We start from the raw sequence: 23,664 nt of genomic DNA on the forward strand, positions 1-23,664 counted from the left end.
GAACCTTTTGGTAATTTGAAATCCGGCTTACCGGGTCAGGGCTTTGAAGGTGCGGGTCTGTTCGGTCAGGGCGACCTCAACCGGCAGGCGTTCCATGCTGGATGCGCCATAAAAGCCATGGCAGTCCGGGCAGGCGGACAGGATTTTCTGCGCATCGGGCGGCATGGCGATCGGGCCGCCATGGCACAGGGCGATGATGTCGGGCCGCACGCTGCGCGCGGCTTCGGTAATGGCATTGATGCGTTCGATGCAGTCATCCAGCGTAAACGCGGTTTCCGCCCCGATCGCGCCGCCAGTGGTCAGCCCCATATGGGCCACCAGCACGTCAGCGCCCGCTTTGGCCATGTCCACGGCGTTGGCCGGGTCAAAGACATAGGGCGTGGTCAGCAGGTCCTTGTGGTGGGCGCGGGCGATTACGTCCACTTCCATGCTGTAGCTCATGCCGGTTTCCTCAAGGTTCTTGCGGAAATTGCCGTCAATCAGCCCCACGGTGGGGAAGTTCTGGATGCCGGAAAAGCCGATGCGCCTGATGTCATCAAGGAACACATCGAAATCCACGAACGGGTCGGTGCCATTCACCCCCGCCAGCACCGGCGTATTCGGCACGACGGGCAGGACCTCGCGCGCCATTTCCATGACGATTTGGTTGGCGTTGCCATAGGCCAGCAGCCCCGCAAGCGACCCCCGGCCCGCCATGCGGTACCGGCCGGAATTATAGATCACGATCAGGTCGATGCCGCCCGCCGCCTCGCACTTGGCGGACAGGCCGGTGCCCGCACCACCACCCACGATGGGCTTGCGTGCGGCGATCATGGTGCGGAACCTGGCAAGGATCTCACTGCGGGGAATGCTGGGCATTGTCTGTGTCCTTCATGAAAATACGGGAAAATTCATGCGCCAGCGCATCGGCGAAGGCCGGGTCGTTGATCGCATGGGGCAGGCGGATCAGCCTGCGGCGCGGGGTCTGGTCCAGTGTTTCGGACAGGGCGGCATAAAAGGCTTCGTCCGCCACCGGGTCGTGAAACGGCGCGCCGGGCTGGTCCAGCATGGAAAAGCCGCCCTCGGGGTAGAGGAAGCGGACCTCCCCTTCGCAGCGGTTCAGTCTGTGGCCGATCATGTGGCCCATGGCGCGACATTCGGCAGCACTGGTGCGCATGAGGGTGATCTGGGGATTATGTTCGACAAGCACGCGGCCGCGATAGCGTTCGGGCACCGTGGCGCGCGCGCCGAAATTGACCATATCCAGCCCGCCGCAACTGCCCACATACGGGTACTGCGTGCGGATGACGGCCCCCAGGCGGTCCGTATCGCACGGGAAAATGCCGCCAGCCACCAAGTCGCAGAACTCGGTCAGCGTCGCGTCAATGAAGCCGCGTATGACCCCGTCATCCGCCAGCCGTTCCATCGCCCGTCCGCCGGTGCCGGTGGCATGGAACACCAGGCAGTCAAACCGTCCCGACAGGTCATGGACGACATGATCGACACACGGCGTGGTCACGCCAAACATGGTCAGGCCGATGGCGGGGCGGGGGTCAGGGGGGATATGGCAGGGTGTGCGCACCATGCCCGCCATGGCGTTGGCGGCGTTGCACAGGATGACGCGTGACAGGCGGTTCAGTCCCTCCATGTCGGTGACCGAATACAGCATGGCGATGTCCGCCCCCCCGACATAGGGCGCGGTATTGCCCGACGCCACGGTGGAGACCACAAGCTTGGGCAGCCCCAGCGGCAGCGCCTGCAACGCTGGCGTCACCAGCGCCGTGCCACCGGACCCGCCAATGGCGATCACGCCCGCCATGTCGGCGCGCGCCAGCAGGTAATGGCGCAGGGCGACCGCCATCGCCCCGATGGAACGCCCGCGTTCACCACGGAATACGGCGTTTTCCCCATCGGGGTGGCAGGCGGCGACCGTGCGTGCGCTGATATCCGCATCCGCAGGCGTGTCGCGCGTGCTGACATCCACGATCAGTCCCGTAACCCCGCGCGCATGCAGGCACTGGCGGATATAGGCCAGTTCCGCATGCTTGGTGTCACAGGTGCCAAGGATATAGACGGTATCCGTCATGCGGCCGCCCTCCCATACCGGGCATTGAGCAGGGCCAGGATGATGATGGCCGCCCCCGTGGCGCACAGGCCGCCGACCAGAAACACGACCCCATATCCGTAACGGTCCGCCAGCAGTCCGGCCAGCGGCCCGGTCGCGCCATAGGCCAGGTCCTGGAACGCGGCAAACCCGCCCAGCGCCGTGCCGCGCATGTGTGGGGCGACCAGTCGCACGACCTCAACCCCCAGCGCGGGATAGACCATGGAACACCCCGCCCCGGTCAGCACCGCCCCCGCCAGCGCCAGCAGCGGCGTGGGCGCGTACCACAGCAGGTATTGCCCGGTCGCCTCGATCAACAGGGAGCATAGTGCGACCTTCAGCCCGCCAATCCGGTCCGGCAGGTGCCCGCACACCACGCGCCCTGCCACGAAGGCCCCCCCGAAACAGGTCAGCCCCAGCCCGGCGTAAGGCCAGTGCGCATGCAAAAAGCGCAGCGGCAGGAAGGCCCCAAGGGCGGCAAATCCCACCCCCTGCAACGCCACCGCGATACCCTGCCAGCGGATGGTGCCCAGGATGCGCCAGAACGGCGGCCGGCCCCCGGCATGTGGCTGCGAAGGCGGTACATTGTGCACCAGCGCCAGCCCCGCCAGCGGCAGCAGGGCGGATACCAGCATGAGGACACCCAGCCCCCAGTGTTCGTATAGTGCAAGCCCGACCGGACCACCCACGGCAAAGGCGCCATACATGGCCGCCCCCGTCCATGCCAGCACCCGGCCCGCGCGCTGCTGGCCCATAAGGCCGATCCCCCAGCCCAGCATGCCCACGATGGTCAGGCTTTCCCCGATCCCCAGCAGCAGCCGCCCCACGATCAGGATGACGTAGCGCACGCCATGGGACAGGCTGCCTATCCCCGCCAGCATGCAGGCCAGGCTGGCCGCCACATACAGCACCAGCCCCGCGCGCATGCACGGCCGCCCGCCCCGGATATCGGCAAAGGCCCCGGCATGGTTGCGGCTGAGGATGGTGGAAAAGAACGCGATGCCCACCGCCAGCCCGGCCAGCCCATTGCCGTAACCCGGCCAGCGCAGGATGGCGACCGGCAGCGCCGCCAGCGGGAGTGCGACCGCCATGTAGGACAGGAACAGCGCGATGGCGAGGCGCGCCAGCAGCCCCAGCGGCCCGCTATCAGATTTCACGTGTGATGCGCACATGCAGCGGTTCGGCCAGCGCAGTCTTGAACACATCCGCCATCGCGCGGAAATGGGGCGTGGTTTCATGTTCGGCCAGCGCGTCGGGACTGGCCCAGCGTTCCACGAACACGAAAACCTCCGGGTCCGACACGTCACGATGGCATTGGTAGGAGATGTTGGTTTTTTCCAGCCGGGATGCCTTCACGCAGTCATGGATGGCCGCAAGTGCCGCTTTTTCATGGCCGGGACGGACACGTATGGTGGCGATGACCGTAATGGGCTGCTCTGTCATGGACTGTCCTCGGCTTGCGTCTGGTCCACGGATGATAGGATGCTGTGACACTTTCCATCCACGAAGAAAGTGTCACGTGACACTATTGTTGCATTCCCTCCCGCACGTGGTGCAGGTGGCGCAGGCGGCGCAGGGCTTCCGTCAGGTCGGGCAGGGTCGCCGGGCCAAGGCACAACCGTACGCCGCCCTGTATGCAGCTTTCGGGATCCGCCATGAAGGACTGCGGCGGTGTCACCCACACGTCTTCGCGTGCTGCGGCGGAGACAAACGCCACGGCCTGCGCCACCGGCATGGGCATCCATGCGTGAAAAGCGTCATAGGCTGGCGGCGTCAGGTCGGGGCCAAGAATACGCTGGGCGAGTTCGCGCCGCCGTCCCGCCTCGCCCCGCAATGCGCGCCGGACGGCGGTCGCGGTGCCATCAAGCATCCACTGCGCCATCATGGCATAGGATAGCGGCGCGATCATGAGGGATGAATTCAGCAGGGCTTCCTGTGCCGCCGCCATGAAGCGGGCAGGGGGCGCAAGGGTTCCGATACGCAGTCCGGGGCTGAGGGTCTTGGACAGGCTGTTGACATAAAACGTCCGCTCCGGCGCCAGTGTCACCAGCGGCGGCAACTGGTCATCACGGGCGCAGTCATAGACATCGTCCTCGATAATCAGGGCGTCATGCGCCCGGCATATCCGCGCGATGTCGTGCCTGCGGGCATGGTCCATGGTGGCGGTGGTGGGGTTGTGCATGGTGGGGGTGACATACAGCACGCACCGGCCGGCCCCGTGGGCATGCAGCATGTCTTCCAGCGGGCCGGGCAGCAGGCCGTGCCGGTCCATGGGCAGGCCACGGGGCGGCAGCCCCGCCTGCTGCAGCAGCGACAGCATGCCGGGATAGGCCAGTTCTTCCGTTATGGCGACGGCGCGGGCCTTGCGGCATGCGCTTACGGCCACGCCAAGGGCCTGCTGCGCCCCGCTGGTCAGCAGCAGGCGCTCTGGCGGCATGTCCACCCCCAGTTCCGCCAGCCAGTGGCCCATGATCCGGCGGTGTTCGATATGGCCGGCGATGGGGGGATAGACATTGAACAGCGCCGGATCGACCGTATGGGCAAGCCGGCCCAGCGTGCGGGCCAGCGCGCGATTGCCGAACATGGGCGGCGGCATGTTGGCCGACAGGTCGATCACATGCCCCGCCCCGCCGGGACGGGAGGCTACGAATGTGCCGCGCCCGCGCACGCTGCGCACCAGCCCGCGCCGTTCCAGCATGGCATAGGCGCGGGTTACGCTGCCCACCCCTATGCCCAACCGCCACGCAAGATCACGGTGCGCGGGCAGGCGGTCCCCCGCATCCAGCTTTTCCCCCAGTATGTCACCGGCCAGCGCATCCGCCAGGCGTTCGGCGGGTGAGGCGTCACCGGGGGGCAGGTGCGGGTGCCATGGGGAATGCAGGCGCATGTGGGGCCAAGCCTGTCCTGTTGTGGGGGCGCCCGGCATAGCAGGTCATGCCCGGGCACGGAATATGCGGGTTTGCGGCGGGCATTTCCATGTATCATGTTGCGTATCCATTACAATCAGGGCGCGGTACCGGGCGCGCCCCGACGGAAGGGAAAACGACTTGGCCCAGCATCGTATGGCGGCAATCGACAGCGCCCATGGCATGCGTCCACTGGCCGTCATGGCCGGGCTGTTTTTCATCATCGGCTTTGTCACGTGGCTGAACGGGCCATTGATTACCTTCGTGCAGGTGGCTTTCGGGCTTGGCCCGGTGGGGGCGTTTCTGGTGCCGATGTGTTTCTACCTGTCCTATCTGGCCTGCGCCTTTCCCGCGATGGGGCTGGCGCGGCGGATGGGGCTGCGTGACGGGATCGTGCTGGCCCTGGCCGTCATGGCGGCAGGCACGGCCGTATTCGGGGAATGCGTGGGCAGGCGCTGGTATCCCGGTGCGCTGGCGGGACTGTCCGTGCTGGGGGCGGGGCTGACGCTGCTGCAGGTCACCGTCAATCCGTATGTCACCATGCTGGGGCCACCACAGGGGGCGGCGCGACGCATCGCGGTCATGGGGATCGCCAATAAGACATCCGGTATTATCGCACCAATAATATTTTCCATTGTGGTCATGCACGATATTGGCGGCGTCATGGCCCATCTGGCCAATGCGGTGGACGGGGTACAGCGCGAGGCCGTGCTGGCCGCGTTCGCCCATGCCGTGGTGGCGCCCTATCGCTGCATGGCGGCTGTCCTGCTGCTGGCCGCCCTTGGGCCGCGCCATGCGGGCCTGCCTGATATCCGGCTGGTTGATACCGGCGGCCCCGCGCCGCATTCCGGGCGCATGCCCGCGCGAGCATGGGTGGGGATCGCCGTGGTGTTCCTGTATGTGGGCGTGGAAGTCATGGCGGGGGACGCCATTGGCGTGTATGGGCGCGGGATGGGCATTTCGCTGGGGCAGGCGCGGTTCCTGACCTCGCTTACGCTGGGGGCCATGCTGGCGGGGTATGTGGCCGGGACGGTCATGGTGCCTGTCCGGTACGGGGCAGCCCGCTACCTGCTGTTATCCGCCATTTTGGGGATGGTGCTCTGCCTTGCCGCAGCCATGGCGCCGGGTGTCGGGTCGGTCCTGTGCGTGGCGCTGCTGGGGCTGGCCAATGCCATGATGATGCCGATCCTGTTTCCCCTTGTCCTGCAGGCGGCGGGCAATGGGCAGCATCGCGCCACGGCGCTGCTGGTCATGGCGTTTTCAGGCGGGGCGTTCATGCCGCAGCTTTTTGCTGTCCTGATCCCGGTTATCGGCATGAAACCCGCCTTTGTGGGGATCATGCTGTCCGCTTATGGCCTGATCGGGGCATATGCGCTGTGGATGGGGCGCGCAGGCCGGTCGGATCCGGGCGTAGGGAAAATCGGAACCTGAAAATTTCAAATGCTTATCAATATGTTATTCTGAAACGCTCTTTTACGGGAAATAATGCCGCCATGCCTGATATCCGCTGTTTCCGGTCTGGCCTGCCGTTTATGTTCATGGCGGGACTATGTGCGCATATGTCCGTGGCAGTGGCGGAACCTGCGCTTATGCCGCAGCCGCGGACCTGCCACATCCAGTCCGGCGCGGTACCGCTGAGCGGCGGGGTGGCGGTGGAATGGCAGGGGATGCGATCCGCCATGCTGGACCATGCGGCGGAACGTTTCACGCAGCGCCTTGCCGCCCTGTCCGCGCGTGACGCCGCGCCGGGGGCGCGACTGGGGCTGACCTTGCGCATCCATTGCCTGGCGCCAGATGCGGATATGCTGTCCATCCATATGCGTGAACACTACAGCCTGCATACTGATGCACAGGGCGCGACGCTGGAGGCGGATGGCCCGGCGGGCGTGCTGCGTGGCCTGGCGACGCTGCTGCAACTGGTGGAACGGCGGGATGGCGGCCCGGTGCTGGATGCGGCCGAAATCGATGACGCCCCGCGCTTTGCATGGCGCGGCCTGCTGGTGGATGTCAGCCGGCATTTCATGTCCCTTGCCGCGCTGAAACGCCAGTTGGACATGATGGAGCTGACAAAACTGAACGTGCTGCACCTGCATCTGTCGGACGGGCAGGGGTTCCGGGTGGAAAGCAGGCTGTATCCCCGCCTGCAGCAGGTGGCGTCCCACGGGCAGTACTATACGCAGCAGCAGGTGCGTGAACTGGTAGCATACGCGGCCCAGCGGGGCATCCGCATCGTGCCGGAATTCGATACGCCGGGCCATAGCTACGCATTGCTGCTGGCCTATCCACAATACGCGGCCCAGCCCGTGGCGGCCCCCATGGACCCCAAGCGGGTGGTCCGGGCCGCGATCGACCCCACCAGCCCGCAGGCCCGTGATTTTATCGCCCGGCTGTACCATGAAATGGCCGGACTGTTCCCCGATGCCTATTTCCATGTGGGTGGGGATGAGGTCCGGCCCGATGAATGGATGCGAAACCCACGCATAAACGCCTGGATGCAGCAGCATGGCTATACCACCGCCGCCCTGCAGGCCATGTATACGCAGCGTGTGCATGACATGCTGGCGCGCGATGGCAAGACCATGATGGGCTGGGACGAACTGCTGGACGCCCCGGTGCCCGCCAGCATCGTGATCGAGCCGTGGCGCGGGTCACGCTATACGGCGGCGGCCACGCAGGCGGGGCATCCGGTCGTGGTGTCGTCGGGGTATTACCTTGACCTGCTGTTGCCTGCGGCCGAGCATTACCGGGTTGACCCGCTGGACCCGCAGGGCAATGGCCTGCCGCCCGATCAGGTGGCGCAGGCCCATGCGCCTTTCCTTGAACCCTTTGCACTGGATCCCGCAGCGCGCATGACGCCCGCGCAGGATGCCCGCGTCATGGGGGCGGAGACCGCCCTGTGGACAGAAATCGTGACGGAGGAAATGCTCGACAACCGCCTGTGGCCACGGGCGGCCGCACTGGCGGAACGGTTCTGGTCACCCGCCAGCGTGCGTGATGCGGCCAGCCTTGCCACGCGCCTGCCAGTGGTTCAGGCGGAACTGGAACTGCTGGGCAACCGCGCGACAGCCGACCGGGCGCGCATGATGGCGCGACTGGCCCCCGATGACGTAACGCCGCTGGCAACCCTGCTGTCCGTTACCAGCCCGGTGCGTCATTACGCCCATAACCATGTATTTGGCCCCAGCCGTGTCGCCCCGACCGCCGATCCGCGTCCGCTGGACCGTGCCGCCGATATCGCGGCGACGGACAGTACGCAGGCCGCGGTTTTTTATCGTGATGTGCTGTCTTGCCTTGCGGGGCGTAAGGATCTGGCGCCAAGCCTGCGCGCCCGGCTGGAAAACTGGCGCGATAATGACGCCCGCCTGCGGCTGCTGGCGCAACGTGATCCCTCTGTCACCGAAGTGCTGCCCGCATCCGCCCTGCTGGCGCAACTGGCGCAGGCGGGGCTGGATGCCATGAGCGCACCGCCCACCGGCTGGCGTGAACAGGCCGAAGCGGCCCTTGCCACGGCACGGGGCCAGTTTGCCGCCTCCGCTTCCATGCTGGCGGTCAGGACCAGCCCCCAGCCCGCGGGCGACCTGCTGCCTGATATCACGCCCGGCATCGTGGCATTGGTGCAGGCTGCGCGATCGTCAGACAGGGTGGTGCAGCAGGGTGCAGGGACCCGATAGGGGGATTCATGCACTGGCAGGGTCAGGACAGGGATATGGTGAAGAAGATGGCAGGATGAAAAACTGGCCTGGCATACTGGTGGCGCTAGCGTTGTGCGTCGGTCCTGCATGGGGGGCTGAGCCGTCTTACGATACCTTTGGTGCATGGTCTGTTGTCTGTGATAACGGGCTGGCCTGCGATGCCAGAGGTTTTGCTGACGATGGCGGGGAAGCGCCCGAACTGACCTTCCATCGTGATGCCGGACCAGAGGCGCAGGCCACCGTCACCATCTATGCCCCCTTGTCTTTCGATCGTAAGGCAGTGGGGGTGGATGGCCACAGGCTTGAACTTTTCGCTACGGAATGGGTCAGTGGGGACGAAGGTTCGTCGCTGACAGCCCATCAGCCTGCGGTTGTTTCCGCCTTTGTGGACCGCATCCGTCATGCTGCGTTCCTTGATATCGGTCGCAACGTCGTACCGCTGAAGGGACTTGTCGTCGCCCTGTCGCGTATGGATGCGCGACAGGGCCGCACGAATGGCCAGACAGCCTTGATACGAAGGGGCATGCGCCCGGCCAGCGTCGTTCCTGCGCGGCCATGGTTGCCTTACATACCGGTCTATCATCGGCATATCGTGTTTGATCCGGGCGAACAGGATCGCCTGATGGCAGTGGCGTGGAAAGGACAGGCGCATTTCATCAGGAGCGGGGCCTGCGACCCACCTACAGATAATATGCGGAAATTTCTGAAAAATGGTGTGTACGGGCTGGATCAGGGCACGGCCCTTGTCATGATCGGGTGTCAGATGGGACCATATCAGGGGAATTCCGTCCTGTTCGTGGTGTCGCGCGGCAGGGCGGATGTGCCGGAGCCTGTCCGGTTACCCATGCCCCGTCTGCATCATGGTGATACGGGAGATTATGGGCCTGTACTGACATGCCCGGATTTCGATACAGCCACCAGCACCCTGACAACAGTAGTCGCGGGGCGCGCGCGGAACGATTGCGGCATGGGCGCCCAATGGCGGTGGGATGGCACACATTTCGTGCTGACCGGCATGACCCTGCAGGAAGCCTGTGGGGGCAGCGCACCATTGGGCAACTGGCCTACCGTCTATCGTTCAACATCATCCAGCGGGAAGGAGCAGGGGGATGCCGCATCTGTTCCATATCCCGGCCCATAGTCAGGGAAATAGTGTTTCTGTGGGAAATCCCTGTCGGGGTATGGTGTCGTTCAGCCCATCACGGCTTCAAGGCAGGAAAATTGGATGGGCGCATAGACAGCAATGCCATTGCGGCGCAGCAATGCCGCCGTCACGCCCTGTCCTGCATGCCGTGTGCCTGTGAACTGGCCATCATAAATGAAGCTGCTGCCGCATGAAGGGCTGCCATCCATCAATAGCGCAAAGCGGCAGCCATGCCGTCGTGCCAGATCCAGCGCCTGGTAAGCACCGACCAGAAAGGGGGCGGACACATCACGGCCGCCTGCTTCACATACGCGACCTGACCCGTCCAGGACCGCGGCGCCATCCCGGCCATGGATGATTTCGGCGGGTGGCCGGGGTGTCGGCAGGCCAGCAGCGGTTTCGGGGCAGAAGGCGATGACCCGTCCCTCCGCCTGCCAGCGCGTCAGGCTGTCCTGCAACAGGGTCCGCGCGGTGCCATCATACCGGACGGGCTGGCCGGACAGGCAGCCGCTAATGAGCAGGGTTGGTTTCATGCCCAGACCATGGCATGGCCAGGCGCGGGAAGGAACCGGGCGATGATGGTGCAGGCGGATATGATGCCAGCCATGGCGTCAGGCCACCCGGATCTATCGGCCTGTAAGGGGTTTACCGGAGCATGGCGCGCCGGATCGCAGCGTCGGTCGGCATCGATACCCCCAGCGTCTTGCCGATACCCCCAAAAATACCCCAATCACGTCTGTTATTCGGCGTCCCTCACTGTCATCGGCTGTCACAGCCACGGGCGGCAGGTTGCCGTCCTGATCCTCCCACATATCTGCCGTAGCCAGCCGCACGTCCAGATAGGCGGCGGACAGGCCTGCGGTGATGTTGCGGATCCCGTTCAGGTCGGCCGGATCGGCGCTGCCCCAGATCGGGAACAGGGTCTGGTCTACCAGCGCATAGCCATCGCGCATCCCCAGGTATTCCCACCCCAGACGGCCGTGCCCCACGTTCCCACCGACAGGTCGCCGGTATAGGCGAACAGCAGGATGGTGTGGGCAGGCCTGATACGGTTGAACTCGCATTGCAGGACCGCGCTGCCCCAGCTGGTCAGCGGTTCCTCAACGTATGATTCATCGACAGTGAATTCCGCGATCGCGGTGCCGGGCGTGTTGATGGTCCAGGCATAGGCCCAGTCCGGGTCATACAGCGGCTGTTCGACACGCAGCAGGTCAGCGCGCGCGGGCGCGTATTCGGTAATGGTGATGTCGAAGCCAAGGGCTGCGGCAAAGGCCACATAACAGGCAACCGACCCGCCGCCATTGTCAGTCAGCCGCGCCACCACCTGTGCGCGGCGCTGCTGGATGGTGGGGGACGTGCCGGCACATGGATCGGGCAGCCCGAGCGTTGCTTCCCACTCCGTCAGCAGTTCCAGCGTGGTGGAGGGGAATGCATCGGTGATCAGGTTTGCAGCGCGCGTGCTGTTGCGCTCATAGGTCGGGGACCACACGGACGCCAGCTGATAGGGCATGGCCCTTGTGCCCACCTTGATGGCGCGCCGGAGCTGCCACAGGCGGGAGCCGATCGGGATGTCGCTGAACCCGTCGCCCCACCAGCCGCGTGGATCTGCATCGACCGTGCCAGGTGCGCCGGTGGGAGACTGGATGCCGGCGGCCACGTCATTGGCTGTTGGCTGCACAGGTGCCACCCGGTCTGTGAACAGGGAGACCATGACGGCCGAGCGCAGCGGGTTGTCCAGTCCCAGATCACTGGACACGACGGGCCAGTCGCCGCGTGCCTCGCGGACGTTCCAGACGATTGCGATATCCATTATGTTTCCGTGGGGTTGGGTGCGCGTTGACTCGCGGCACCATGATCGCCTGTGCTATCGTGCCGCCAGGAGGCCATCATGACCGTAGATACCAACAGCCTGATTCTTGAGCAGCTGCGTCTGATCCGTAAGGAGATAGCGGTTCTGCGCAAGACGGTGGAATCTGCTGATAACCAGATGCGTGAGCTTGAATACCGCATGATCCAGACACAGGCTGCAGCCAGACCGTGTTATTGATTTTCAGGCCCCATGCGCAGGAGGCAATGCAACGTCGCGGCATTTTGCCAGAATGGGTTAAGGAAACAGTCCTGAAACCCGAATGGAGCGAAGTCGATCCCGTTCATGCCGGGCGAATGCGCTCGTACCGCACGATTGCGGAACTGGGTAATCGCATCCTTCGGGTTGTCCATTGGACTGAGGGTTCTGATATAGTTGTTCTCACTGTCTTCCCCGATCGGGATGCTGAAAAGCGGAGACCAAAATCATGATAAAGACCAGCTATGATCCAGAAGCCGATGCCATGTTCATCTGGGTTGGTCCGGAAGGGGCAAAATCCGTGGAAACCCGTGAGGTCTCTCCCGGTGTCATGCTGGATTACGATGCCAATGGGGCGCTGATCGGCATTGAAGTTCTGGACGTGCGTGAACGTACATCCCGCCCCACGCACGAGATGGCGGCGGAATAGGCTTCAGACTGGCGGCCCGGTATCCGCCCCGTTATTGCCGTTTGAATGCTCATGGCTGGACAGTTTGATGCCCTGCGCCACGACCTCATTGCCGGTGATCGTGCCGCTGGCGGTCAGATCGCCAGCGATCGTGGTCTTTCCATTGGCCGGGTTCAGGGCGATGGACCCATCTTCCTTGAGCCATATCCGGCTGCCGGTCTGGGGGTGGTAGAGGCAGACCTCGCCGGGTTGCAGATCCTTTGGCCTGCCGCGCTGGTCGCCCGTGGCGATGACCACGCCCCGGGTGCGGTCGTCACCGATGAACGCCACGACCAGGTCGGACCCCGGCACCGGTCTGCTGGCCAGACCGTATTCCTGCACGATCGGTACGTCCGCGCGCAGTTCACCTGCGGCCAGCGCGATCTGGGTGGTCGGGGTATTGGGGCTTTCGTTCGTGTCCGCCGTCTGGCGGCCGATGCCCAGCGCCATCATCACGCGGCGTGCGGAGCGGGAGCACGGTCATGACGTGGACTCCTGCTGCGGGGCCTGGTCTTCGGTCTGGATGGAACTGCCGCCATCGTTCTGGGAGGCGGTCAGTGCCTGAATGAATTTGTCTGCCAGCACCGGATTGAGCAGCAGTTCGGGGGAAAATGCCGAGGGTGGCATGAGCACGACGTCAGCATGCGTGCCATCATCCACCGTCTGGCGCAGGGTGACCTCACCGATCAGCAGGTCCGACACCGTGCCGTTCCGGGCCGTGACAGGGGCGAGGGTATTGGGCAGCCACAACTGGCCGGCAAGATCACGCCAGCTATCCGCCGTGAGTGTGACGGGATAGGCGCGGCCGATGCGCCGGTTATGTGGGCATCACCTGCGAGGATGACAGCCCGTGCCGCATCGTCTTCCGGGACACTCTCGTAACTGAAAATGGCCGCAAGCTGATCCGTGCACGCGGCACGCAGGCCTGGACAAAACAGCAGGGAGAGAAGGAGGGATAGCGATGGCACGCACAAGCTCTTTGCCATTCAGCCTGCCGCCGCGCGGGCTGTGCCGGGTCATGTCGGCCCAGTATGTGGGCGTGTCAGCCACGCTATTTGATGAGATGGTCAGCGATGGCCGGATGACTGGGTAAAGGTGGACCCCACCCGTGACGTCAGGCGCATCCGGTCAAAAACTGATGGCTTCCACACCTGGACCGAGGCCGAGATTGCCCAGTTTGAAAACCGCTGGCCGATAGGTAGCAAGCCCCGGCTTGCACTGGCCTTGCTGCTATACACCGGGCAGCGCCCGGGCGACGTGCGACAGATGGGCTGGTACCAGATCCATGACGGGGTGATGGATCTAAGGCAGAGCAAGACTGGCACCCACCTGACCATTCCCATCCACGCCCAGCTGGCCCGCGTGCTGGAACTGATACCCCGCCAGCAGCAGACATTCCTGATGACAGGGCAGGGGAAGCCATTCACGGCTGGCGGCTTCAATAACTGGTTTCGCGATCAGCGCCGCGAGGCCGGCCTGCCGGAGAAAATCAGCGCCCACGGCCTGCGCAAAGCATCGGCCCGTCGCCTGACAGAAGCTGGATGCACGGCGCACCAGATCAAGGCAGTGGGCGGCTGGTCCACATTGAAGGAGGTCGAGCGGTACACACGGGCTGCGAATCAGGCCAGTCTGGCGCGCTCGGCAATCGCTTCAATCAAGGTCAGAAATGCAGTGCAGGATAGGGAGGAAGTGTAAAACATTCCGGGAGTTTTACACTTTGTCCGCTCTTAAATCCTCGTTATCTGGGGATTTAAGGATGTAGTTGGAGGTCTGGGCGGGAATCGAACCCACGTACGCGGATTTGCAGTCCGCTGCATCACCATTCTGCCACCAGACCTCAGCGGCTCTGGCGCTATATCCGCTGAAATGTGCCTCAGGTCAAGCCGTTGTGTGCAGTTAGGGCGTTGTTTCGGTGCGAAAGCGGCGCATAAATAGAAAAAAAAGCCGGGAAAATGTTGCCCGTCCGGCCGGGTGGCCGAAATCTTTCCCGTCAGGGCATTGTGTTTCAAGGAAACGTTATGGACAAGACAGACCCCGATTATGTGCCTCTTGATTTTGCCGCGGCCCGCCAGCGCATGGTGGATGCCCAGATCCGTCCCGCGCAGGTCAGCAATCCCGATGTGATCGCGGCCATGCGCGCGCTGCCGCGTGAACTGGCGGTGCCTGATGCCCTGCGCGCCTTTGCCTATGCCGACCAGAACCTGCCGTTGGGGGAAGGGCGCTACCTGACCGAACCGCGCGTGACGGGGCGCATGCTTCAGGTGGCGGAGGCCGTCAGGGGGCAACGCGTGCTGGTGGTGGGCGCGGGTACCGGATACCTCGCGGCATTGCTGTCCACCATGGGGGAGGCGCTGGAGGTATTCGCCCTCGAGTCGGAGCGGCGGCTGGCGGATATCGGTCGCGCGCTGTGTTTTACATGGGCGCCCGACGTGCACTGGCGTGATGGCGCGCTGGTGCATGGCGCGCCGGATGACGGGCCGTATGACCTTGTCATGATTGACGGGGCGGTGCGCGAGGTGCCCCCGGCGGTGCTGGGGCAACTGGCGCAGGACGGGCGCGTTATCGCGCCGGTCTGCGCCGGGGACGGGGTGACATCCGTCAGTCGCATCGTGCGCACGGCACAGGGCAGCGCGGTTCAGCCGCTGTTTGACGTCGCGGTGCCGCTGCTGCCGGAACTGGAACCGGCCCCCGCCTTCGTATTCTGATGGCGCGGCGGCCCGGCCCAGGTTAACGCCTGCGCAATATCCTGTCCGTAAACAGGCCATGCGGGCGACGTGTTCCCGCATGGCAGATCAGGGCGGGGACGGAAATGCGGGGAAACTGGGCAATCGGGGCGGGCAGTGCGGCAATCCTGTGCTGTGGCACGGCGCTGGCGCGCGTGCCGATGCCCCAGTCGGGAGGGGCGCAGGATATTCCCCATACCCTCAAGGCGGCGCTGGCCATGGCTTACCTGACCAATCCCGTACTGCGGCAGGAACGCGCCACCCTGCGGGCGACGGATGAACAGGTGCCGCAGGCACTGGGCGGGTGGCGTCCCACCATTACCGGCAGCGCCAACATGTCCTATTATTCGGGACTGATACGCATGTCCCCGGCCGCGGGCGAACCCGGGGGGTATGACCGCAGTTACGACAGCCCCGGTTATTCCGGCGGGGTCAGCATCTCGCAGCCGATCTATAGCGGGGGCAGGACAACGGCGAATACGCACAAGGCGCGGCATGCCGTCATGGCCGAGCGCGCGCGCCTGATCGCGGCGGAACAGCAGGTCTTTTCCGATGTGGTCAGCGCCTATGTCAGCGTGGTGGAAGACGAACAGATCCTGCGCATCGACATCAATAACGAGCAGGTCTATGCCGCCCAGTTGCATGCAACCGAACTGCGCGCGCATGAAGGCGAAATCACCCATACCGACGTGGCGCAGGCGCAGGGCGCGCTGGCCAATGCGCGCGCGGTCCGGCAACTGGCCGAAGGCACGTTGCAGGCGGATTGCGCGACCTACCGGCAGGTGGTCGGCAGCGACGCGCCCGATGACCTGACGCCGCCCCAGCCACTGGTGCTGCCGCTGCATACGGAACAGGACGCCATGACGCAGGCGGTGCAGAACAATCCCGAAGTCATCGGCGCGCTGTTTGACGAGGCCACGAAAAAGGACGCCGTGGGCGTGGCCTTCGCCGCGCTGATGCCCACGGTCAATGCCGAGGCCTCCTACTCCCACGCCATCAACCAGGAGGAGGGCCGTTCGCTGAGCAATGACAAATACGCGCTCGTCAGCGCCTCCATGCCGCTTTATCAGGGTGGGGGTGAATATGCCGCCGTGCGCATGGCCCGCCAGCAGGCGGCCGAGGCCGCGCGCATCGTGGACGTGCGCCGCCGCGCCGCGATCCAGATGGCGGCGGCAAGCTGGCAGCGCATGCAGGCCAATCGCGAGGCGATCGGCAGCAACCGCGAAGCCGTTGCCGCCGATGCCGAGGCCCTGCACGGCATGCAGCGCCAGGTCATTGTGGGCACCACCACCACCCTTGCGGTGCTGCAGCAGCAGGAAACCCTGCTTCAGGCGCAGATCGCGCTGGTGCGTAGCGCGGGCAACCTTGTGCAGTCCTCCTATCAGGTCACGGCGGCCATCGGGCGGCTGACCGCGCGCGACCTCAGCCTTGATGTCCCGCTTTATGATGAACAGGCCTATTACCGCGCCGTGCATGACCGGCTGTGGGGTATCAGCGATTACGCCACCAGCCAGCCGGGACGCTGAGGCTATAGGCCTGCATCGTCGACCATGTCCGGCAGTGGATGGCGTGGCCTGCGCGTGATCGCAGGTGGCCCCGGTCGGGGTGGGGGACGCACGGGCCGATAAAGATTGCATGCGCGGCGTTCCCTTCGCGCCGGATTGGGGTATATCTGCCCTTGGCCGGGCGCGTTGTCCTGCCCTGCGTCTGATTATGGTGGATCTGGTTTTTCGTGATGCTTGACAAGTCGTTCTCCCCCGACGGGACAGAAACTTCCCTCTATGCCCTGTGGGAGGCCAGTGGTGCGTTCAGCGCACAGCCGGACAGTGCGGCCAGGCCCTACACCATCATGATCCCGCCACCCAATGTCACGGGCACGCTGCATATTGGCCATGCCCTGACCATGACCCTGCAGGACACGCTGATCCGCTGGCGGCGCATGCAGGGGCGCGATACGCTGTGGCAGCCGGGCACCGACCACGCAGGCATCGCGACCCAGCTTGTGGTCGAGCGGATGTTGCAAAAGGAAGGCACGTCGCGGCAGGAAATGGGCCGTGACGCCTTTATCGAACGTGTGTGGGAATGGAAGGCCGAATCCGGCGGTGGCATTACAAGGCAGTTGCGCCGCCTTGGCGGGTCACTGGACTGGCCGCGTGAACGCTTCACCATGGATGATGGCCTGTCCGACGCGGTGAAGGAGGTGTTCGTCACCCTTTACCGCGAGGGGCTGATCTACCGTGACCGCCGTCTGGTCAACTGGGACCCCGCCTTCCGTTCCGCCATTTCGGATCTGGAAGTCGATAACCGGGAGATGCGCGGCAGCCTGTGGTATATCCGCTACCCTGTCGAAGGGCAGCCGGGCCGCACCATCACGGTCGCCACCACCCGGCCCGAAACCATGCTGGGTGACATGGCCGTGGCCGTGCATCCCGACGATGAACGTTTTGCCGACCTGGTGGGCGGGAACGTCATCCTGCCGCTGACCGGCCGCCGCATTCCCATCGTGGCGGATGAACATTCCGACCCGACCAAGGGCAGTGGCGCCGTCAAGATCACGCCCGCCCATGACTTCAACGATTTCGAGGTCGGTCGCCGCCACAAGCTGGACATGCCCAGCGTGCTGGATGAGGAAGCCCGCATTACCCTTGCCGAAATCGGGGATGAACTGCGTGCCGAGGACGGCCTGGCCGATCCCGCCTTCGTCCGCACGCTCGAAGGCATGCCGCGTGACGAGGCGCGCAAGGTGATGGTGGCCGAGCTTGAACGCCTTGAATGGCTGGAAAAGATCGAGCCGCACACCAATCAGGTGCCCCATGCCGAACGGAGCGGTGCGGTGGTCGAGCCGCGCCTGACCACGCAGTGGTACTGCGACGCCAAGACCCTTGCCGGCCCCGCGATTGACGCGGTGGAAAGCGGGAAGATCGAATTCGTGCCCCGACAGTGGGAGAATACCTTCTACGCCTGGATGCGCGACATCCAGCCATGGTGCATCAGCCGCCAGTTGTGGTGGGGCCACCGCATCCCGGCATGGTACGGCCCGGACGGGCATGTATTCGTCGCCCATGACGAGGCCGATGCCGCCTTACAGGCCCGGACCCATTACGGGCAGGATACCGCCCTGACGCGGGACGAGGACGTGCTGGATACGTGGTTCTCCTCCGCGCTGTGGCCGTTCTCCACGCTGGGCTGGCCGCAGCAGACGCCGGAACTGGCCCGCTATTACCCGACCGACGTGCTGGTCACGGGGTTTGACATCATCTTCTTCTGGGTTGCGCGGATGATGATGATGGGCCTGCACTTCATGAAGGACGTGCCCTTCCGCACGGTATTCATCCACGGGCTGGTGCGTGACGAACGCGGGCAGAAAATGTCCAAGTCCAAGGGCAACGGCATCGACCCGCTGGAAATGATCGACAGCTACGGCGCGGACGCCATGCGTTTTTGCATCTGCTCGCTGACCGGGCTGGGCCGTGATGTGAAGCTGGGCCGCAGGAAGGTGGAGGAATACCGCTCCTTCATCACCAAGATATGGAATGCCGCGCGCTTCTGCGAAATGAATGGCGTGGCCCCGGTGGAAGGTTTCAGTCCCGCCAGCGTGCAGTCCCCGCTGGGCCGCTGGATTCTGGCGGAACTGGCACACGCGGTGGAGGACGCGACAAAGGCGCTGGAAGCCTTCCGTTTCGATGAATACGCCGCCGTGTGCTACCGCTTCGTCTGGAACTGCTTCTGTGACTGGTTCCTTGAACTGGCCAAGCCGGTCCTTGCAGCAGGTGACACGGCCGAAGCGGTCGAGACCCGTGCGGTGGCCGCCCACGTGCTGGGCACCATCATGCGCCTGCTGCAGCCCGTCACCCCGTTCGTGACCGACAGCCTGTGGCGGCAGTTCGGCTTCGGGCCGGAAGGGTCGCTGATTACCGCACCATGGCCGCAGCCCGAGCATCTGGAAGGGGCCAGCGAGGCACGTGCGGAAATGGAGTGGCTGATCCGCTTCATTAGCGCAATCCGCACCGTGCGTTCGGAAATGAACGTGCCGCCGTCCCGCCTTGCCCCCGTGCTGCTGCGCGATGCATCGCCCGTGACTGTGGCGCGGGCCGCCAAATGGTCGGAAGCGATCGGGCGCATGGCGCGTGTGTCCGAAGTACAGCCGCTGGAAGGCGACATGCCGCAGGGGGCCGCGCAGCTGGTGGTGGACGAGGCAACGCTGGTCATTCCCCTTGCCGGGATCATTGACCTTGCGGTTGAACGCCAGCGGCTGGAAAAGGAATGCGCCAAGGTCGATGCTGAGATCACCAAGGTCGAGCGCAAGCTGGGCAATGCCGATTTCGTGGCCCGCGCCAAGCCTGAAGTAGTAGCCGAAAACCATGAACGGATTTACACGTTCCGATTTGAACGCAAACGCTTGGAGGAAGCTTTGAAGCGTATTCGTCCTAACAAGAAAAAACTGCCTGATGTAATATGAGCTTGAACTAGAACTACTAGGGGGAAGCACGCATGACCGAAAACGCATTGGAAACACTGGTGCTGGGCGGGGGCTGCTTCTGGTGCCTTGAAGCACCGCTGAAGGAACTGCGCGGCGTGCTGGGGCTGGAACCCGGCTATGCTGGCGGCCATACCGCCAACCCCACCTATGAACAGGTCTGTTCGGGCCGCACCGGCCATGCGGAGGTCGTGCGGGTTACGTTCGACCCTGCCGAGCTGTCATGCGCCGACCTGCTGCGGATCTTCTTTGTCATGCATGATCCCACCACGCTCAACCGGCAGGGCAATGACGTAGGGACGCAGTATCGCTCCGCCATCTTCTGGCAGGGACCGGAACAGGAAATGACGGCCTATGCCATCCGCAATGAAATTGCGCAGGCCAAGGTATGGCCCGACCCGCTGGTGACCGAAATCGCGCCGTTGACGCATTTCTGGCCAGCCGAGGACTATCATCGGGATTATTTCGCCCGTAATCCCGGCAATCCCTATTGCAGTGCGGTGATCCCGCCCAAGATTGCCAAGATGCGCCGCCTGTTTCGCGACCGGCTGGTGGATACGGCGGGCTAGGGCCGGTTATTCCGTTTCGTCATCCAGGAAAAGCTGGTCGGCTTCTTCATCAAAATCGAACAGTTCGGCATAGCGTGCCCAGCCGATCAGCGTCTGTAGTGTCTGGCGGGCGTAATCGGGGGACATGCTGTCTTCGAGTTCATCACGGAAGCGTTCGGCGCTGGCGCGGTGATTGGGGCGTTCATCCAGCACGGCGCGGATGGTGCGCACCATGGGGATGTTATGCAGCATGCTGTGCCACAGGATGTTCTTGCGGATGTCATGCTCGCTCTGGACAAAGCGCATGCCCTCGGGGGTCAGCATGATGTCGCCGTCCTCCAGTTCGGCAAAGCCCAGCAGTTGCAGCGACTCGCCTAACGGGAACAGGTCATCCAGCTCAAGCTGCAACCGGCTGGCCAGTAGCGGCAGGTCCGCGCGGCCATGCAGCGGGTCGGCGGCCAGCGTTTCCATCATGCCCACGATGGTATTGATCGGCAGCGCCGGCAGGGCCACGGCATCGGCCGTGATCTGCACATGCTTCATGTCCGGGTCGGTCATGTCCGCTTCCGACACCACGGGCGCGCGACGGGTCATGAGCGCGTAAATCCGGTCCACGAACTGCCGGAAGGCCGCGTCCTCCCGGTTGCGGGGGTGTTCAAAGGGCACCTGCAGTTCATGGGCGACCCGGCCGGGGTTGGAGGAAAAGATCAGGATGCGGTCGCACATCAGCACCGCTTCCTCGATATTATGCGTCACCAGCAGGATGGACTTGATGGGCAGCTTCTTTTCCGCCCACAGTTCCACAAGGTCGGTGCGCAGGTTTTCCGCCGTCAGCACGTCCAGCGCCGAAAAAGGCTCATCCATCAGCAGCAGGTCAGGATGCACCACCAGCGCCCGCGCCAGCCCCACGCGCTGGCGCATGCCGCCCGACAGTTCCTTGGGGTAGGCGTTTTCATACCCGCCCAGCCCGATCAGCCCGATCGCGTCCTCGGCCAGCTTGTGGCGCTCGGCCACGGGCACGCCCTTCGCCTCCAGCCCCAGTTCCACGTTTTTCTGTACCGTCAGCCACGGGAACAGCGCGAATGACTGGAACACCATGGAAATGCCGTCGGCGGGGCCTTCCAGTTTCCTGCCTTCCCATATCACCTCGCCCGCCGTGGGCGGCAGCAGCCCCGCGATAATGCGCAGCAGCGTGGACTTGCCCGACCCCGAACGGCCCAGCAGCCCCACGATTTCCCCGCTGCGGATGGACAGGTTCACCCCATCCAGCACCACCAGGTCGGTCGCACTTTCCTTGTGATAGGCCTGCCGGCAGTTGATGATCCGGACAAGCTCTGTCCCGGGCTTGGGGGCAGGTGGGGCGGTGTCGGACGGCTGCTGCATCATGAACTCTCAGTCAAAGGTGTAATGCCGCGCGGCATAATTGGATAACGGGCGCCACAGGGCGCGATTGAGCAGCAGCACGAACGCCGCCATGACCACCATGCCCAGGCCCACCTGGTCGGTCGCGCCCGCCACGGTGGCATGGGCGATATAGGCGCCCAGCCCGTCCGCATTCAGCGTCGTGTCGCCCCAGCTTGCGACCTCGGTCGCGATGGCGGCGTTCCATGCGCCCCCCGACGCGGTCAGCGCGCCGGTAATGAAATAGGGCGTGATGCCCGGCAGCATCACGCGCCGCCACCACAGCCAGCCCCGGACATGGAAATTCTTGGCCGCTTCGAGCAGGTCACCGGGATAGGACGACGCCCCCGCCACGATGTTGAACAGGATATACCACTGCGTGCCCAGCAGCATGAGCGGCGTCAGCCAGATATTGCTGTTCAGGTGCCAGCGCACGATCACCACGACCACCAGCGGGAAGAACAGGTTGGCGGGGAAGGCTGCCATGAACTGCGCCGCCATCTGCGCGCGTCGCGCCCGCCGTGGCGACAGGCCCAGCCATATGCCCAGCGGCACCCATATCAGTGACGCGACAACGACCGTTATCATGACGCGCGCCAGCGTGATGCTGCCCAGCATGGTGACATGCAGCATCTGCCCCGCTGTGTAATGGGTGCTGGCATACGCCCATGTCTTCCACCCGATGGTGACGGCGCAGACGGCCAGCGCCGCGATCCATGCGCCATCCAGCAGGCGGGAGGGAACCAGCCGCCGCCGGGGGGCGGATGGGCGCGGCCCCAGTGGCAGCCAGCCGATGCGGGTCATCATGTCACCCAGCTTCAGGCAGGCCTGCCGCAGCAGGTGCGTGCGCCGCAGCAGGGTCAGCACCCATGGGTCGGGTGCCGCAAGCGTCGTGCCCTCATCGGTCTGGAAACGTGCCGACCACGCCACCAGCGGGCGGAACAAAAGCTGGTCATAGGCCAGGATGACCGCCAGCATGGCGGCGATGGCGTAGAAGATCGCCCATATGTTGCGCTGTTCGATCGCAACGCCCACATACGACCCGATTCCCGGCAGCACGATATCGGTATTCCCCACCGTGATCGTTTCGGAATAGACAACCATGAACCACCCGCCGGACATGGAGATCATGGTGTTCCAGACCAGTGAGGGGATGGCGAACGGCACTTCCAGCCGCCAGAAACGCTGCCATGGCGTCAGGCCGAAGCACAGGGCTGCTTCCTCCAGGTCAGGCGGCACGGTGCGCAGCGCCTGATACATGGCAAAGGCCATGTTCCATGCCTGGCTGGTGAAAATGGTGAAGATGGCGGCCAGTTCCGCCCCCATCATCCGCCCGGGGAACAGGCCAAGGAAAAAGACCACCGTAAAGGTCAGGAAGCCAAGGATCGGCACCGATTGCAGGATATCCAGCAACGGGATCAGCACCTGCCCCGCGCGCCGGCTCTTGGCGGCCCAGACGGCATAGGTGAAGGTGAACACCAGCGACGCGGCAAGGGCTGCGAACATGCGCAGCGTGGTCCGCACGGCATAGGCGGGCAGCCATGCGGGGTTGAGGTGGATGGTCCCCGCCTCGCTGGCGGGAATGGGCACCAGCATGTGACGCCCGGCGGTGGCGACGACAACAGCCCCGGCCATGATCGCCAGCAGGCCCAGCAGGTCCGGAACATTGGGGCGGACCCGCAGGTTCCCCGGCAGGCTGGCGTCTGTCACCCTGCGGTGCCCGTACTGCCAAAGCCGCCCGCGCCACGATCCGTTTCCTCCAGTTGTGCATATTCAACCCATGTCCCGCGCACCACCGGGGCCAGCACCGCCTGCGCAATGCGCATGCCGCGCTCGACCACAAAGGGTTCGCTGCCCGTATTCATGACGATGATGCCGATTTCACCCCGGTAATCCTCATCAATCGTGCCGGGGGCGTTGGGCAGGGTGATGCCGTGTTTCAGGGCAAGGCCCGAACGCGGGCGGATCTGCATTTCATATCCGCGCGGCAGCGCCACGCACAGTCCCGTGGGCACCAGCGCGCGGCTTCCGGCCGCAATGGTTACCGGCTCGGTCACGGCGGCCAGCAGGTCCATGCCGGCCGCGCCATCGGTGGCGTAGCCGGGCAGCGGCAGCCCGTGGGCATGGGGCAGGCGGCGGACTTGTATGGGCAGGGGGGAGGAAATCATGGTCTGGTC

Annotated in this window: 24 protein-coding genes and 1 tRNA gene; 11 read left to right on the forward strand and 14 right to left on the reverse strand. The window is 64.5% G+C overall.

All coding sequences use genetic code 11. From position 1 onward, the window contains the following. Positions 1-27: 27 nt before the first annotated feature. From CFR76_RS09230 to CFR76_RS09250, 5 genes are all read right to left on the reverse strand, one after another. Positions 28-858 carry a phosphoenolpyruvate hydrolase family protein gene (locus CFR76_RS09230; RefSeq protein WP_110556877.1) on the reverse strand — a complete coding sequence of 277 codons (831 nt, stop codon included), beginning with the start codon at positions 856-858 and terminating at the stop codon, positions 28-30. Then, positions 836-2,065, reverse strand: a complete 1,230-nt coding sequence (locus CFR76_RS09235) for a Tm-1-like ATP-binding domain-containing protein (RefSeq protein WP_110556878.1) — start codon at positions 2,063-2,065, stop codon at positions 836-838. The genes CFR76_RS09230 and CFR76_RS09235 overlap by 23 nt, the downstream gene beginning before the upstream one ends. After that, positions 2,062-3,255, reverse strand: a complete 1,194-nt coding sequence (locus CFR76_RS09240) for an arabinose transporter (RefSeq protein ID WP_110556879.1) — start codon at positions 3,253-3,255, stop codon at positions 2,062-2,064. Before CFR76_RS09240 ends, CFR76_RS09235 begins: the two co-directional genes overlap by 4 nt. Further along, positions 3,230-3,526, reverse strand: coding sequence for a putative quinol monooxygenase (locus tag CFR76_RS09245; protein ID WP_110556880.1), 297 nt, complete (start codon positions 3,524-3,526; stop codon positions 3,230-3,232). The genes CFR76_RS09240 and CFR76_RS09245 overlap by 26 nt, the downstream gene beginning before the upstream one ends. Before the next feature lie 82 nt (positions 3,527-3,608). Continuing rightward, positions 3,609-4,970, reverse strand: coding sequence for an aminotransferase-like domain-containing protein (locus CFR76_RS09250; RefSeq protein ID WP_110556881.1), 1,362 nt, complete (start codon positions 4,968-4,970; stop codon positions 3,609-3,611). A gap of 160 nt (positions 4,971-5,130) precedes the next feature. Here CFR76_RS09250 and gluP point away from each other — a divergent pair, with 160 nt between their 5' ends. The 3 genes from gluP (at position 5,131) to CFR76_RS09265 (ending at position 9,822) form a co-directional block, all read left to right on the forward strand. Further along, on the forward strand, positions 5,131-6,420 hold the full coding sequence (gene gluP / locus CFR76_RS09255; protein WP_244191858.1) for a glucose/galactose MFS transporter: 1,290 nt from the start codon (positions 5,131-5,133) through the stop codon (positions 6,418-6,420). A gap of 62 nt (positions 6,421-6,482) precedes the next feature. Beyond that, positions 6,483-8,660 (forward strand): beta-N-acetylhexosaminidase, encoded by a 2,178-nt coding sequence (locus tag CFR76_RS09260; protein WP_110556882.1) that lies wholly within the window; start codon positions 6,483-6,485, stop codon positions 8,658-8,660. 55 nt (positions 8,661-8,715) lie between these two features. Then, positions 8,716-9,822, forward strand: coding sequence for a DUF1176 domain-containing protein (locus tag CFR76_RS09265; RefSeq protein ID WP_110556883.1), 1,107 nt, complete (start codon positions 8,716-8,718; stop codon positions 9,820-9,822). A 50-nt stretch (positions 9,823-9,872) separates the two neighbouring features. Here the strand turns inward: CFR76_RS09265 and CFR76_RS09270 are convergent, their stop codons facing one another. The 3 genes from CFR76_RS09270 to CFR76_RS09280 all read right to left on the reverse strand — a co-directional run bounded on the left by CFR76_RS09270 (position 9,873) and on the right by CFR76_RS09280 (position 11,635). Further along, on the reverse strand, positions 9,873-10,358 hold the full coding sequence (locus CFR76_RS09270) for a DUF523 domain-containing protein (protein WP_110556884.1): 486 nt from the start codon (positions 10,356-10,358) through the stop codon (positions 9,873-9,875). Positions 10,359-10,451: 93 nt separating this feature from the next. Continuing rightward, a complete protein-coding gene (locus CFR76_RS09275; RefSeq protein WP_110556885.1) occupies positions 10,452-10,778 on the reverse strand; it encodes a hypothetical protein in 327 nt (108 codons plus the stop codon). After that, complete coding sequence (locus CFR76_RS09280) at positions 10,754-11,635, reverse strand: putative phage tail protein (RefSeq protein WP_110556886.1); 882 nt, start codon at positions 11,633-11,635, stop codon at positions 10,754-10,756. The genes CFR76_RS09275 and CFR76_RS09280 overlap by 25 nt, the downstream gene beginning before the upstream one ends. Positions 11,636-11,713: 78 nt before the next feature. Between CFR76_RS09280 and CFR76_RS18010 the strand changes: the two genes are divergently transcribed. The 3 genes from CFR76_RS18010 to CFR76_RS09295 are packed head-to-tail and all read left to right on the forward strand — an operon-like array spanning position 11,714 to position 12,320. Then, entirely contained in the window at positions 11,714-11,872 is a 159-nt protein-coding gene (locus CFR76_RS18010) for a hypothetical protein (RefSeq protein WP_167402096.1), read from the forward strand. Next, positions 11,863-12,123 carry a DUF4258 domain-containing protein gene (locus CFR76_RS09290; protein WP_110556888.1) on the forward strand — a complete coding sequence of 87 codons (261 nt, stop codon included), beginning with the start codon at positions 11,863-11,865 and terminating at the stop codon, positions 12,121-12,123. Before CFR76_RS18010 ends, CFR76_RS09290 begins: the two co-directional genes overlap by 10 nt. Next, positions 12,120-12,320: a DUF2283 domain-containing protein gene (locus CFR76_RS09295; protein WP_110556889.1), complete on the forward strand. Its 201-nt coding sequence runs from the start codon at positions 12,120-12,122 to the stop codon at positions 12,318-12,320. Before CFR76_RS09290 ends, CFR76_RS09295 begins: the two co-directional genes overlap by 4 nt. Before the next feature lie 3 nt (positions 12,321-12,323). Here the strand turns inward: CFR76_RS09295 and CFR76_RS09300 are convergent, their stop codons facing one another. Then, positions 12,324-12,791 carry a phage baseplate assembly protein domain-containing protein gene (locus tag CFR76_RS09300; protein WP_110556890.1) on the reverse strand — a complete coding sequence of 156 codons (468 nt, stop codon included), beginning with the start codon at positions 12,789-12,791 and terminating at the stop codon, positions 12,324-12,326. A 27-nt stretch (positions 12,792-12,818) separates the two neighbouring features. Beyond that, positions 12,819-13,148, reverse strand: coding sequence for a phage baseplate assembly protein (locus tag CFR76_RS09305; RefSeq protein ID WP_408884366.1), 330 nt, complete (start codon positions 13,146-13,148; stop codon positions 12,819-12,821). A 285-nt stretch (positions 13,149-13,433) separates the two neighbouring features. Here CFR76_RS09305 and CFR76_RS09310 point away from each other — a divergent pair, with 285 nt between their 5' ends. Next, positions 13,434-14,033 (forward strand): tyrosine-type recombinase/integrase, encoded by a 600-nt coding sequence (locus tag CFR76_RS09310; protein WP_110556891.1) that lies wholly within the window; start codon positions 13,434-13,436, stop codon positions 14,031-14,033. Positions 14,034-14,101: 68 nt separating this feature from the next. Here CFR76_RS09310 and CFR76_RS09315 read toward each other — a convergent pair. After that, positions 14,102-14,175 (reverse strand) — tRNA-Cys (locus CFR76_RS09315). A gap of 181 nt (positions 14,176-14,356) precedes the next feature. Here CFR76_RS09315 and CFR76_RS09320 point away from each other — a divergent pair. The 4 genes from CFR76_RS09320 to msrA all read left to right on the forward strand — a co-directional run bounded on the left by CFR76_RS09320 (position 14,357) and on the right by msrA (position 20,107). Beyond that, complete coding sequence (locus CFR76_RS09320; protein ID WP_110556892.1) at positions 14,357-15,043, forward strand: protein-L-isoaspartate O-methyltransferase family protein; 687 nt, start codon at positions 14,357-14,359, stop codon at positions 15,041-15,043. 104 nt (positions 15,044-15,147) lie between these two features. Further along, positions 15,148-16,587: a TolC family outer membrane protein gene (locus CFR76_RS09325; protein WP_110556893.1), complete on the forward strand. Its 1,440-nt coding sequence runs from the start codon at positions 15,148-15,150 to the stop codon at positions 16,585-16,587. A gap of 209 nt (positions 16,588-16,796) precedes the next feature. Beyond that, positions 16,797-19,520, forward strand: coding sequence for a valine--tRNA ligase (locus CFR76_RS09330; RefSeq protein ID WP_110556894.1), 2,724 nt, complete (start codon positions 16,797-16,799; stop codon positions 19,518-19,520). A 32-nt stretch (positions 19,521-19,552) separates the two neighbouring features. Continuing rightward, a complete protein-coding gene (gene msrA / locus CFR76_RS09335; protein WP_110556895.1) occupies positions 19,553-20,107 on the forward strand; it encodes a peptide-methionine (S)-S-oxide reductase MsrA in 555 nt (184 codons plus the stop codon). A 6-nt stretch (positions 20,108-20,113) separates the two neighbouring features. Here the strand turns inward: msrA and CFR76_RS09340 are convergent, their stop codons facing one another. Genes CFR76_RS09340 through dut form a run of 3 tightly spaced genes read right to left on the reverse strand, consistent with a single transcriptional unit; the run spans position 20,114 to position 23,655 of the window. Further along, on the reverse strand, positions 20,114-21,469 hold the full coding sequence (locus CFR76_RS09340; protein WP_110556896.1) for an ABC transporter ATP-binding protein: 1,356 nt from the start codon (positions 21,467-21,469) through the stop codon (positions 20,114-20,116). A 9-nt stretch (positions 21,470-21,478) separates the two neighbouring features. Beyond that, positions 21,479-23,197 (reverse strand): ABC transporter permease, encoded by a 1,719-nt coding sequence (locus tag CFR76_RS09345; RefSeq protein WP_110556897.1) that lies wholly within the window; start codon positions 23,195-23,197, stop codon positions 21,479-21,481. Next, positions 23,194-23,655 carry a dUTP diphosphatase gene (dut, locus tag CFR76_RS09350; RefSeq protein ID WP_110556898.1) on the reverse strand — a complete coding sequence of 154 codons (462 nt, stop codon included), beginning with the start codon at positions 23,653-23,655 and terminating at the stop codon, positions 23,194-23,196. The genes CFR76_RS09345 and dut overlap by 4 nt, the downstream gene beginning before the upstream one ends. Positions 23,656-23,664: the final 9 nt, after the last annotated feature.

Source organism: Komagataeibacter swingsii (genome assembly GCF_003207895.1).
GTDB lineage: Bacteria > Pseudomonadota > Alphaproteobacteria > Acetobacterales > Acetobacteraceae > Komagataeibacter > Komagataeibacter swingsii.